Annotated in this window: 9 protein-coding genes and 1 pseudogene; 4 read left to right on the forward strand and 6 right to left on the reverse strand. The window is 49.6% G+C overall.

Annotation, left to right across the window (positions count from 1 at the left end):
• Positions 1–390 precede the first annotated feature (390 nt).
• From R2Q26_RS14310 to R2Q26_RS14320, 3 genes are all read right to left on the reverse strand, one after another.
• Positions 391–753, reverse strand: coding sequence for an MTH938/NDUFAF3 family protein (locus R2Q26_RS14310; RefSeq protein WP_317536909.1), 363 nt, complete (start codon positions 751–753; stop codon positions 391–393).
• A gap of 386 nt (positions 754–1,139) precedes the next feature.
• Positions 1,140–2,981 (reverse strand): DNA helicase RecQ, encoded by a 1,842-nt coding sequence (recQ, locus tag R2Q26_RS14315; RefSeq protein ID WP_317536910.1) that lies wholly within the window; start codon positions 2,979–2,981, stop codon positions 1,140–1,142.
• 257 nt (positions 2,982–3,238) lie between these two features.
• Positions 3,239–3,370 carry a hypothetical protein gene (locus tag R2Q26_RS14320; RefSeq protein ID WP_317536911.1) on the reverse strand — a complete coding sequence of 44 codons (132 nt, stop codon included), beginning with the start codon at positions 3,368–3,370 and terminating at the stop codon, positions 3,239–3,241.
• A gap of 617 nt (positions 3,371–3,987) precedes the next feature.
• On the opposite strand from R2Q26_RS14320, the gene R2Q26_RS14325 reads away from it, so the two are divergent.
• Positions 3,988–5,199 carry an alkene reductase gene (locus R2Q26_RS14325; RefSeq protein WP_317536912.1) on the forward strand — a complete coding sequence of 404 codons (1,212 nt, stop codon included), beginning with the start codon at positions 3,988–3,990 and terminating at the stop codon, positions 5,197–5,199.
• 162 nt (positions 5,200–5,361) lie between these two features.
• Here the strand turns inward: R2Q26_RS14325 and R2Q26_RS14330 are convergent, their stop codons facing one another.
• Positions 5,362–5,853 (reverse strand): nucleoside deaminase, encoded by a 492-nt coding sequence (locus R2Q26_RS14330; protein ID WP_317536913.1) that lies wholly within the window; start codon positions 5,851–5,853, stop codon positions 5,362–5,364.
• 448 nt (positions 5,854–6,301) lie between these two features.
• Here R2Q26_RS14330 and R2Q26_RS14335 point away from each other — a divergent pair, with 448 nt between their 5' ends.
• On the forward strand, positions 6,302–7,321 hold the full coding sequence (locus R2Q26_RS14335; RefSeq protein ID WP_317536914.1) for a metallophosphoesterase: 1,020 nt from the start codon (positions 6,302–6,304) through the stop codon (positions 7,319–7,321).
• An 802-nt stretch (positions 7,322–8,123) separates the two neighbouring features.
• Here R2Q26_RS14335 and R2Q26_RS14340 read toward each other — a convergent pair.
• The gene (locus tag R2Q26_RS14340; protein ID WP_317536915.1) at positions 8,124–9,317 is read right to left on the reverse strand and encodes a sensor histidine kinase; all 1,194 of its coding nucleotides are present in this window, start codon (positions 9,315–9,317) and stop codon (positions 8,124–8,126) included.
• A 361-nt stretch (positions 9,318–9,678) separates the two neighbouring features.
• Here R2Q26_RS14340 and R2Q26_RS14345 point away from each other — a divergent pair, with 361 nt between their 5' ends.
• The gene (locus R2Q26_RS14345; RefSeq protein ID WP_317536916.1) at positions 9,679–10,074 is read left to right on the forward strand and encodes a hypothetical protein; all 396 of its coding nucleotides are present in this window, start codon (positions 9,679–9,681) and stop codon (positions 10,072–10,074) included.
• 286 nt (positions 10,075–10,360) lie between these two features.
• Here the strand turns inward: R2Q26_RS14345 and R2Q26_RS14350 are convergent, their stop codons facing one another.
• Positions 10,361–11,608: a sensor histidine kinase gene (locus R2Q26_RS14350; protein ID WP_317536917.1), complete on the reverse strand. Its 1,248-nt coding sequence runs from the start codon at positions 11,606–11,608 to the stop codon at positions 10,361–10,363.
• Between the two features lie 1,011 nt (positions 11,609–12,619).
• Here R2Q26_RS14350 and R2Q26_RS14355 point away from each other — a divergent pair.
• Positions 12,620–12,843, forward strand: a pseudogene (locus R2Q26_RS14355) (IS1595 family transposase); the annotation flags it as partial.
• Between the last annotated feature and the right edge of the window lie 211 nt (positions 12,844–13,054).

A 13,054-nucleotide genomic window follows, 5' to 3' on the forward strand; every position in this document is an offset into this window, starting at 1 on the left:
GGGACCCTCCCTTTTTCTTTAGATTTCGGCGAAAGGCTGGTGTTTTTTTTTTTTTTTTGCACCAGTTCGTTTTTTTCCGCGGGCCGGGCCAATGCTTGGAGGAATTTCGGGCCGTTTTTAAAAACCCCCCCCCCCCCCCCCCCCCACAACAATGCAGTGCCTTCTCAGACCAGATGGTAGGCAACCTCTGCTGTTATACGATCATCGATGACCAGCAGGCGTTCGTTTAGGCGGCGGCATATTTTTTTCTGAACACCATCGGCTGATCACTCTTCGCCAGCTTCGTCCCCGCGAATAACGGCATGATTGTTTATAGGACAGGTGAGTGAGTCGCAGTTGGGTAGGAGAAGCTAAGGAATAGAGATATGAAGGTATGACGGGATCCGGAGATCAGCAAGTCACATGAAAAAGTCCGATGATTGCGCCTTTAGCCTTGTTCCACTGGTGGATAGCTGCAGGGGTAGGAAAAAGATCAACCTGGACTGCCTTTTTCTTAAAATAGTCTGCTGCCTCTTCAGAGAGCGTTACATTACCATTGTGGCCCGACCCTATGATAAGCCGTTCAGCTCCTTTTTCGAATATATGCTTAGCCTCATCAAGCGAGATGATATGCGATGTTCCGAACACGGCCTTGGAGAGTTTCTTCTTTCTCTTCTTGATTTCACCAGAAAGCCTGATGAACACATCGCGTTCGATATCAGACCCATCGATGGTAATGGAGCCAAATTTGGTACCGTCAATTCTAGGTTTCATGAGGGTACTCCTGAGGAGTGCTCTATTATTCTCTGAGCAGATCATGCGCTACGTGAGCACATTCCATGATTGCTCTTAATATAGCATACGAATGGAGAGAATTTTCAACAGTTGGGACTCGATCTGTCGCGTACGCACCAATGGCAGCCTTGAAGTTGAAGGCCGGTCGCCTCCTTCCGACCAAAGCCAGTCAATCAATTTCTACCAATAAACTCAATATATTATGTACCTATGGCAACGTGCTATCAAAGCCATAACAATCGACTATACGCAGAACCATCTAGGTAAGCTGGCTTTCATGGCGTCAGCCGCTTTTCCACTGAAAGATTCCGGCAGAACCGACTGAATGAATCTTCAGGGTACCCATATTTCACCCGCTCACGAAATTAGCTCACCCTGTTCACCGCATCCTCCAACACCTTCAGGAATTGATCACCATAGCGTACCAATTTAGCCTGACCTACGCCGCTGATACGCCCTAGCTCGGTGAGGTTGGCAGGGCGATGATTGAGAATCTCCAGCAGCGTGCTATCGTGAAAGATCACATAAGGGGGTACACCTTGTTCGCGAGCAAGTTGCATGCGCATGGCTTTGAGTGCTTGCCATAACGGATCTTCCTTAGCGCCGGCAAAAGCCTCGCGTGTACGCGAGGTGCGCTCGGAACGACTGATAACACGCTTGCCAGTTTCATTGTCGTGGCGCAACCAGATCTTGTTTTCACCACGCAGAATCGGGCGCGCTTCCTCAGTCAGACTCAGCCCACCATAAGCTTCCATCTGCACCTGTAGCAAACCGACCGCAACCAGTTGCCGGTAAACGCTACTCCATTGTTGCGATGCCAATGCTTTACCAATACCAAAAGTGCTAAGTTGCTGATGCTGAAATTTTTCTACCTGCGGTGTGTTTTTACCCAGCAGCACATCGATCAGGTGACCGGCGCCAAAGCGCTGTCCAGTACGGTAGACACAGGACAGTGCCATGCGCGCTGCCTCGGTTGCATCCCAGGTATCTACCGGGCTGAGACAGTTGTCACACTGGCCACAATTGCCTGGATGCGCCTCACCAAAATAGCGCAGGATAGTTTGATGACGACACGTGGTGGATTCGCAAAAACCCAACAGGGCATCGAGTTTTTGCCGCTCAACACGCTTGCGTTCTTCCGACGCATCCCCCGAATCAAGCATCTGCCGCATCGACACCACATCACCCAGGCCGTAAACCATCCATGCATTGGCGGGCAGGCCGTCGCGACCGGCACGGCCGGTTTCCTGGTAATAGCTTTCCATGCTCTTAGGTAAATCGAGATGCGCCACAAAGCGCACGTTAGGCTTATCTATCCCCATGCCAAAAGCCACGGTGGCCACCATGATGACCCCCTCCTCACGCAGGAATCTGCGCTGGTGCTGGTTGCGCATTGCGGTGTCAAGTCCAGCATGATAAGGCAATACATCCCAGCCACGCGCTTTCAGCCAGATTGCTGTTTCCTCCACTTTTTTGCGCGACAGGCAATAGACAATACCCGCATCGTTAGCATGCTCGGCTTCAAGAAAAGCTTGCAGCTGCTGGCGTGGATTGCTTTTGATTGCAACACGATAGCAGATATTGGGGCGGTCAAAACTGGCAATAAACTGCCGCGCATTCTCCAGCGCCAGACGATCAACAATTTCTGCCCGTGTGGGTGCATCGGCAGTAGCCGTCAGCGCGATGCGCGGCACGGCTGGAAAACGTTGGTGCAGTACCGTCAGTTCACGGTACTCCGGACGGAAATCATGACCCCATTGTGAGACACAATGCGCTTCGTCAATTGCAAACAGCGCCAGACCATTGCGTGCCTGCAAGCGTTCCAGCATATTCAAGAAACCTTCTGTCAACAGCCGCTCGGGCGCGACATATAGCAATTTGAGTTCGCCGTGCAGCAACCGATTGGATACTTCCCGAGCTACCTTGGCATCGAGACTGGAATTTAGAAACTCGGCTTGCACGCCAAGCTGGTTAAGCGTTTCTACCTGATCCTGCATCAATGCGATCAGGGGTGACACCACGATGCCTACACCTGGCCGCAACAAGGCTGGCAGCTGGTAGCACAAAGACTTGCCTCCGCCGGTCGGCATCAGTACCAGCGCATCTCCTCCGGCAGCAACATGCTCGACAATATACTGCTGTTCACCACGAAAGGCTGAGTAACCAAAAACGTCATGAAGGATTTGTTCAGGGGCTGGAAGAGACATTATTTGAGCTAAGTAGCGGAGCAACTCATTTCCGGATAAGTTTACCTGTTCTCTACATTCAATCAATATTCACCAGTGGAATAATAGCGTCAATGAAGCAGATTACTGCGTTGATATTAGCTGTAGGGGTGCCGGTCAGAATTTGCCCTCAAGTGGTCAAGTATAAATCAGAAACTACTATGAAATCTTAGGGATTTCCATGGACGCTATAAAAAAAAGACCCCGTTTAACTTTTGTTAACTTTACCTAATTAAATTTTAATAATCTTCTGCTTTGGTGACCATTTTTACTCGTACCGGATTCCGCTCGACATACCGGATGGCAGCCCATAAATGGGTCTCCCCAAGGGTGATGAAAAGAATCGCCCTTGCCACAAATGGCCTTTCCATCCGCATTACCGGTTAATTCTCTGCGCATAGCGCATGTGCAACGGTTTTAAAACTCCCTGCAACCCTTCGTCCGTTTCAGGAACTGCAATAAAGTAGATGTTGTTTGTCATCAAGCAGTACGCCAAAATATCAACACCCTATTTATCACAGCACTCTTTTAACCAACCGAGATAGGCACTTCGATCGTCATCGGTGAAAAAAACATTTTCTCGCCGATTTCCTCGCTGCGTGATGTGATGCGGTATAACTGGAGAAAGACTCGGTACAACGCAACGATTTTCCTCGCTGCGTGATGTGATGCGGTATACCGGCAAATACGGTTCTACTTAATCTTGGCATGTGATGATTATTCTCAAAATCTATAAAAAGGGTAGCGTCTCCTTTTCCGATGATGACACCTTACGAAAAGCTGAAATCATTACCGGATGCAACCTTCTTTCTCAAACCAGGATCTCGTTTGAACAACTGGATACAGTCCCGCGACAATAATGCAGTGGTGAATACAATTGAAGTATTTTTTAACCAATCCAAAACAAAATCAAGTTTGAATACTCAAATTTAATAACCTTCGCTCAGACTCATTTATGGATTGGAAAATACTATAGGAGGTAAACCTCATGCCCGTATTCACCCCCTCCCCAGCGCAACCAGGTGCTGCGCCGCAAACATCCACGGAGTTGTTGTTTCAACCGATCAGGCTGGGACGCTACGAGCTTCCGCACCGGATAGTCATGGCCCCCTTGACCCGCTCGCGCGCTGGCCAGCCGGGGAATGTCCCTACGCCACTCAATGCCTGTTATTACGCGCAACGTGCCTCGGCTGCTCTGATCATCAGCGAAGCTACCCAGGTCTCGATGCAGGGGCAGGGCTATGCCTGGACACCGGGTATCCATAGCCGCGAGCAGGTCGAGGGCTGGCGACGGGTCAGCGACACCGTGCATAAGGCCGGCGGTTTGATTTTTATGCAGCTCTGGCATGTCGGCCGCATCTCTCATCCGACGCTGCAGCCCGACGGCATGTTGCCGGTCGCACCCTCGGCGCTCAAACCGAGCGGCGATGCGTTTATCGAAAACGAGAACGGCGAGGGTGAACTGGTGCCCTTCGTCACTCCGCGGGCTTTGCAGCCCGAGGAGATGCCCTACCTCGTCCGGCAATTCGAGCGTGCGGCCAGGAATGCGCTGAGCGCCGGCATTGACGGCGTCGAGGTGCATGGCGCCAACGGCTACCTGCTCGACCAGTTCATCAATTCCAGCACCAACCAGCGCAGCGATAGCTACGGTGGGCCAATCGAAAACCGCGCACGGCTGCTCCTAGAAGTGGTCGATGCGGTCTGTGAAATTTATGGGTCGGACCGCGTCGGCGTGCGCCTGTCGCCGCTCGGTACTTTCAACGACATTAGCGACGACAATCGGGAGGAGACCTTCGGTTATCTCGCCGAAAAGCTGAGCGGCTACAAGCTCGCCTATCTGCACTTGGTCAATCCGGCGATCGCCGCATTCGAGCAAGGCCTTGCCCCCACCCCGGAAGCGCTGCGGATGCTTGTGCTGATGCGGGAAAAATACCGGGGCACGCTAATCCTCGCCGGCGGTTTCGACTACGACACGGCCGAGGTCTGGCTTGAGCAGGGCAAGGCGGATTTGATCGCCTTCGGCCGCAAGTTCCTGGCCAATCCCGATCTGCCGGAACGCTTTCGCAGACGCGCTCTCCTCAATGTCGCTGATCAATCCACCTTCTACGGTGGTGGCGCCAAAGGCTATACCGATTACCCATACCTGGATGAGGAGCGCTGTGAGGAAGCGAAACCCCGCGTCGACGAGAGTTGGCGCTAGATTGCAAGCCGCTCGAGAGCCAAGGAGCGGCCAGAATGATACTCGGCAGGAACGATTGACTGGCATCGAGGCGTCATCCTTGCGGGAATTGACAACGTCATGGCCCCCATCCGCTTTTTAATACCTGCATCAAGTCCTGTTGTCAGGAGTAAAAAGGGGACGCTACCCTTTATTGCTATATTTGCGGTAGAAGCGATGGTGAAGATCATGCACCTGCTCCGCGAGGGCGGGTACTGGACCCTCTACCAGGATGCCGGGGACAACCTCCTGGATCCGCAAGGCCCGCACCGGAGACGCGGCACCCCCCAGCTCGGTGAGCCACGCGGCCAGCTGCTCGGAAGAACTTGCGTACACAATGCGGCCTAGGCCAACCCAGCCATGGGCGGCGGCACACATTGGACAATGTTCACCCGAGGTGTAAACGGTCGCCGCCGCTCGCTCCTCAGAGGTCATGTTCGCCGCGGCCCAGCGCGCCAGCTCGAATTCTGGATGGCGAGTTGGGTCGCCACTACCTACACGATTGCGATCCTCGGCAAGCACGGTCCCATCCGCTGCGACGAGCACAGACCCAAATGGCTCGTCGCCCGCTTCCAGGGCCTCGGTCGCCAGCTCTACGCAGCGGCGCAGGTGTTGCAAGTCGGTATCGGTCAGCATAATAATCTCCTGAGATTTGTCACTACGTTTTTGCCTGCATTCCAGGCGAAGAAAATAACGGCGAATCTGAACGGCAATGCCTAACTACAGTTAGCCATCCTAAATGACGCAGTCTAACCAGGTTTTCTAAATTTTGGGACAAAGATAAAATTGATATAGTTTCATTTATCTATAGCAATATAGTTTGTCCTGATAAGAGATGCAATATCCGTCAGAAAACTGTCCTGAACCCCCCTAATTCCATTTCTAAATCAAACATGACACAAGAGCGAGCCGCAGACAGGATAAATAATACGGCAAGGAGAAGCCGATAAAGCCAGGTTTGATTTAGAAATGGAATAAATTGTTGGAGCACGTCAGGACGAAATCTGTTTGAAAAAGAAATAAGAGGTCTGACGCACCTATTCGCTGTTTTTCAGGTATTTCCTTCACAGGAGTTAAAAACACCATGTTTCGATTAAAATTTTTCATCGCACCGATTTTTGTTTTGCTATTTTTTAGTATTACCCCGGGGCAGTCTCAGTCTGGCGATCTTGAAGCAGAAAGTCTGGCAAAATTTGAATTCGCCCTGATTGGAGATGTACCCTACAATACGGCTGATTTCTGGAAATTTGATAATGTCATTAAAGAAATCAACGCCAATAAAAAACTAGAGTGGGTGCTCCATGCTGGAGATATCAAAACCGGTTCGTCATTGTGTTCAGATGAGCTGTTTCAGGATCGCCTCGAGCGATTCCAGCAATTCCGGATTCCTTTTATTCTGACACCCGGTGATAATGAATGGACAGATTGTCATCGCTTCAGTGCAGGATCTTACCGGCCACTCGAGAGATTAAGCCGTTTGCGGACACTTTTTTATCCAAAAGCAGGGATGAGTCTGGGACAATCGCCTATGCCTGTCATCACCCAGGCAAGCGATCCCAGCTATCCAGAGTTTGTTGAGAATGTACGCTGGATGAAAAATCATGTCATGTTTGCCACTTTACATATTGTTGGTAGCAACAATGCCCTGGCAGCTTTTTCGACACGTACTCAGGCTGATGATGAGGAAGTCAAGCGCCGGATAAAAGCGACACTTTCCTGGCTACACCAGACTTTTGACGAAGCCAAGGCTCGGAATACTCGTGGAGTATTCTTACTCTTTCAGGCTGATCCAAGGTTTGAATTAATCAAAGGTAATCGCGGGCGATTGGGATTTGAAGAAATTCTCGATGCCTTTGAGCAAGAATCGGTGAAGTTTGGTAAACCTGTCGTCCTTGCGCATGGCGATTCGCATCACTTTCGGGTAGATAAACCCTTGTTAAGTAATATTAACAAGAGGCAAATAAAAAATGTCACTCGTGTAGAAACATTTGGCGCTGATGACGTTCACTGGCTGCGCATTATTGCTGATCCCTCCTCACCGGAGGTTTTTACCATCCATCAGGAGATTGTGGAGCAGAATCTGAAAAAACGCTCACTATTCTAACGAAGAAAGGGTAAGAGCAACGCCGCATTCGCGCCTGGAGCGACATACGATGCACTTCGTAGCGATCCCACCATTCTGATGAATGAGAAAATTTCGAAAATCCTTCTATATGTTATGGGCTTAGCGCTCCAATCAAGCGGTCAACTGCGGTTTTTAGGATCATGTGCATTTGCTACTTTCCGTCAATTGAGCTGAGTCTGCCAGGGGGCTGATGAAGGCGCTCGAATCGTGATATACAGTGTTATGCGCAGTATGTGAATCACGCTACCAGCGCAGCGAAACCTTGTGGGAGGGATGTTTCCGTTCCTGCTCCGTTCAGGAGAAACTTATTTGGCTTGCGTGTCAGTGCTATATCGAACTGCATCCGGTATGGGAAGGTATGATGGTGGCGCTTCGACCGAATACCGTTGGTCTAGCTAGCGAGTGAACGCGCAGGGGAAGATCGATGCACTGGTAAAACCGCACCCGCTTGACGTAACGCTGGAGCCAGATAACGCTGTCAGGTCAAGAACTTACAAAGGGTTTATCGAAGGCTGTTCAATCATGAATTAGAGCCGAGTTGGTGAATGAAATTCCGCGAGCGACAAATGGCACAACGCGCTGGGCAATGAACACTTCGCAGCACAGGCATCGGCGGCTCTGGGGCGAAGTGCAGCACCCAGTAAGACTGAGCAGCCGCACAAGGTTGTAAAACCAGAACTCAGCAATCTGTTTCTCGCATAACCGAAAACCGTGGTCTGTTCCTATTCTGCTACTGCCCCCCCTCTCGACCCCCGCCTCTCCTCGGGCCGTTGGCCACGCCTCAACCTTCCGGAACGGTTCGGGGGAGCGAAAAGTAGAAGGTAGCGCCTTCATCGACCTTGCCTTCGGCCCACACCCGTCCGCCGTGCCGGAGAATGATTCGTTTCACGTTGGCCAGCCCGATGCCGGTGCCTTCGAATTCACGAGTGCTATGCAGCCGCTGGAATACGCCATAAAGCTGGTGCGCGTACTGCTGGTCGAACCCGACGCCGTTGTCCTTGATGTAGATCATCACCTCGTCCCTCGCGGCCTCGCCTTCCTTCCCTGATATGACCGGAGCCGCTTGATCGCGATCGAGGCTCCCGATTTCGATGCGCGCGGGGTCGCGACCCTGTGTGTATTTCACTGCGTTCGACAGCAAGTTGACGAACACCTGGCGGAGCAGCATGGCATCAGCGCGCACATGCGGCAGATCATTGATAGCCCAGTCGATGTTCCGTCCGTCAGTTTCCTGCCAAAAGCCGGTCAGCACATCGCAGACGAGCTGGTCTAGCCGGACCGGCAAGGGTCGCAGATCCGTGCGGCCGATCTGCGAAAACTGCAAGAGGTCGTCGATCAAGACCTCCATGTGCTTGGCCGCCTCGGAGATCCGGGTCAAATACTGCTGACCTTTGTCGTTCAGCTCTGCGGCGGCGTGTTTCCGGAGCAGGCTCGCGAATCCGTTGATGTGTCGAAGCGGCGCGCGCAGATCGTGCGAGACGGAGTATGAGAAGGCTTCCAGTTCCTTGTTGGCTGCGGCGAGTTTCTCGTTGGCCCGCCGCACGCGCTCTTCGGCCAGCTGGCGTTCGGTGACGTCCCGCGCAGCGGCATACATGGTTCCGTCTGGCTCAGAAACTGATGTCCACGACAGGGTGCGCCAAGAGCCGTCCTTATGCCGGTACCGGTTTTCGAAGTGCAACACCGGCTGACCGTCAATCACCAGCTGTTCCACCTTTTCGAGCGTCGCGCTATGATCGTCGGGATGCACGAAGTCGATAAACGGCCGGGCCAACAACTCCTCCATGCTCCACCCCAGCGTTCGTGTGAAGGCGGGACTCACGCGCTTGAAATAGCCGTCCCGATTGGCGATGCACAGCATGTCAAGGGACAGCGTGAAAAATCGATCCAACTCCTCCTGGGTCCGTTTTCGCTCGGAGATCTCCCGGCACAGGTCGTCATTCGCCCTGGCCAACTCGTCGGTCATGCGGCGAGTCATCTCAACCCGCTTCCCGGTCTGGGCCGAGACCCGGGCCCCGTCCGACCTTTCACGACGAAGACGGTGGCGCTGCCCTTTCCCAGAGCCTGCAGAAGGCGCTGCGTCGCCGCAGGTGCATGTGTATAAGAAAAATCAACGCTCTTTGTCATGGTAAATGAATGTACAAGGAAGCAAATGGAGTGTCAAACACTCTGACAAGCGATAGCAATCAAAAATTCAAAAAATTTGTGCTCAATTGGCAACAAAAATTGCTGGATTTAGATCATTTTTTGCCTTTCCGACGAAAGAGGCGCAGAGAGCACTCAGCCCAGTTATGCAAAGACTTGCGCTGATGCTCTAGGTAGCGCTCAGGAAGGCAGGTGTGGTGGTGCATCCGGCTGAATACCGTTGGTCTAGTTACCGAGTAAATGCGCAGGGAGAAACCGATGCAGTGGTGAAACCGCACCCGCTTTACGTGGTGCTGGGATTAGATGACGCTGGCAGGCAAAGGGCTTACAGAGGGCTTACCGGGGGCTGTTCCGTTATGGATTGGAATCGGGGCTGGTGGATAAAATCCGGTGAGCGACAAATAGCGCAACGCGCTGAGCAATGGACGCTTCACGGCACAGGTATCGGCGTCCCTGGAGTGACAGGTAGCGCCCGGCAGGCCTGGGTGACTGCGCAAGGTTATAGAACCAGAACCCAGCAATCTGTTTCTCACATAACCGAGAACCTTGGCCCGTCCCCTATTCCAACGCAAATATCAGGAATTATTTAACCTGGATTCCTCAGTTGGACGGAATGGAGTGTGCAGTTTTGCGAGTACAGGGTAAGGGCAACGATGCGGAATGGTCATTCCATTCCAAGGAGTTGCAACGCAGTCAGTACTTGCAAAATCGTACAATCCGCACCGAAGCATGAACATCTGAAAGACACGAGTAAAATCTACAAAAAATGTAGAATATTCATACTATTAATAACAGCATAAGCGATCAATTGAGGAATCCAGGTTTAAATCGATACTGGAGCTAGATACGGCGATCACAGGAGGCGAATACGATATTTTATTCAGGCAGTGAAAAATAAAAAACAGCCCCTTCTCCCGGTTTGCCCTCGGCCCATACTTTACCTCCATGTTTGTTAATGATGCGCTGCACAATGGCCAGGCCCACGCCTGTACCTTCAAATTGTCCTTCGGGGTGCATCCTCTGAAAAATGCCGAAAAGTTTGTCGGCATAGGTCATATCGAAGCCCACACCGTTATCGCGGAATGAATAAACGATTGTCCCGTCTTTTTTGTAGGAATCAATCTCTACTCTGGGAGCCTCTGAATAGGTGGAGTATTTAATGGCATTGGAAAGGAGGTTAATGAATACCTGTTTGATGAGCATCGCATCTGCGCTAGCTTCGTCTAAATTGCCGATGAGTATCTCTGCCTTATGTGGGTTCATGGCTTTAAAGTCCTGGGCAATATTTTCCGCCAGCATCTTCATGTTGACTTTTATTTTCCTTACCTCTTTTCTTCCCAATTTGGCAAATGCCAGCAGGGCGTGTATCAAGGCATCCATTTTTTCCACGTTGTTCCGTATTCTTTTTAAAGATGTTTTGATGCTTTCATCAAGTCTGGCATCTTGATTTTCTTCGAGAATGGTCAAATACCCGTTGATCACCCTTAAAGGAGCACGTAGGTCATGCGACACGGAATAGGAAAACGATTCCAGTTCTTTATTCAGTTCGGTAAGCAGGGCAGTTCGTTCTTCTACCTTTAATTCTAATTCTTCATTAAGTTTTTTGATCTCCGCCTCGGCTTTTTTGCGATCGGTAATATCTACCGACAGTATCAGGATACCCTGGGGCGCAGGCTGAATACTCAGCTCAAACCAGCTCACCGTGCCATCGGAGTAAGTAAATTCATTTTCAAAATGAAGGAAAGTCCTTTCTTCCATACATTTTTTTAGGGCGCTGAACACATTGGTATTTTCAACGTCCGGGAATATTTCGATAAGGGTGTGGCCAAGCAATTCTTCCCTTGTTTTTTTAATTTGCCTTACCACTGCATTGTTCACGTATAGATACGTCCAGTCAAAATCCAATACCTGCAGGCCCTCGATCATGTCCTCTACCACCGATAGGTCAATGTTAGCAACCTCTGATACAGCGCGGTATTGCCGCAGCATTTTAATCGGCTCTTCTCTGATTCCGTTGGTCAGATCATCCATGTCTATAAAATAATTGTTTGGCAGTCTTTTTCCTCTCAACAAACTAGTCTGACTCGCAGGAGGGGCAAAAGTATTGGAAATTTGTCTTTTCATAATTTGTTTTCATCCCCTTATAATCCTATTGGGTCTTAGGAAGTTCAGTACTTGCTAAAGTGTTCTAACTTCTAAGACGAATATAAACCCAGATTTTCCATTAGGAAATGTGAGAGAAAGTGTCGGTTGCGATCATCCAGCTGTTATGATTTTCTGCCGCTTCGTTCAGATTGATAAGTTCCAGCATGTATTGTTCATAAGCATTTGCTTGAGACATAAATGTGGCTCCATTTTTTTGATTTGTAGAATTTAAAGAGTATTGTTCTAAAAGCAGCTTTAGCTTTTTGCTTGTAGAGCAAAACTCTTTAGTCTCCTTCTACGAAATGCAATATTTATGCCAAAAAAGTAATATTTATGCCAAAAAATATTTATGCTAAGAGAATCAATTGGTTCTGTCTTCTTTGAGAATAAGGAGAGAAATTGAAATGTCTCTGTTTAACTACATAAAAATTAGTAAATTTAATTAATGTTATATTTTATAGTAGTTTTTTATGTAGTCATAAGGAGACAATTTATGCAAATTGAATTAATAATTCACTCGAATCTAGCGTATTCTGATTAGTGCATAATTTATTCTGGAGGGTTTTCGTGGATTTGTAGTCGTATGGAGACAATTTATGCAAATTGAATTAACAATTCACTCGAATCCAGCGTATTCTGATTGGTGCACATTTTTCTCCAGAGGGCTTTCGTGGATTTTCAACTTCGCTTTACCAATAAAGAGATAACGGCTTAGGGTGACATGGGTTGCAATCTTCACGTTGATGATTTGCCCTGGATCTGGATTCGACGGTAATGACACGCTATGGACAGCAGGAAAGAGCGGCACGAGGCTACAATCCGCGCTTGCGCGGACGCTATTCTCACCATCCATTGATGGTCTTTATTGCAGATGTTCATATGGTGGCCAATCAATGGCTGCGTCCAAGCAATAGCCATAGAGCCAATAATGCATTGCCTTGTCTTAACGACAGTTTAGATAAGCTGGGTGGCAAACGGGTAGCGTTGCTGCACTTCAGGGTCCACCATGGTGACAACGAGTTTGCTCATAGTGAGCGGCATATTAACGACATCGAATCCTTCTTGAGTTTTGCAAAAAGACGTTTGGCAAAATTCAATAGCGTGCCTGAGCATACTTTTTATCTGTACCTGGAAAAAACCGAATTTCGTTTTAATCATCGACATGATAATCTTTCCATGAAATTCTTAAATTGTTACGTTTAAACTCGCTTTAACTTCTTAAGACCCCTTATATTTAAATGTAATAGGAAAGAACAGACCACAGTTTTCTATCAGAATTTGTCAGTCGCAATAATTGATAAGTGCCAACTTATGCCCGCCTCGCACTACCAAATATTCCACTTCACCTTATCTAGTCGCCCCTGAAATACTATAGAAGCTAGCATAAATATTGGCATTGAGGGATACTCAAAAGGTATGGAATTT

Source organism: Nitrosomonas sp. Is37, assembly GCF_033063275.1.
Taxonomy (GTDB): Bacteria; Pseudomonadota; Gammaproteobacteria; order Burkholderiales; family Nitrosomonadaceae; genus Nitrosomonas.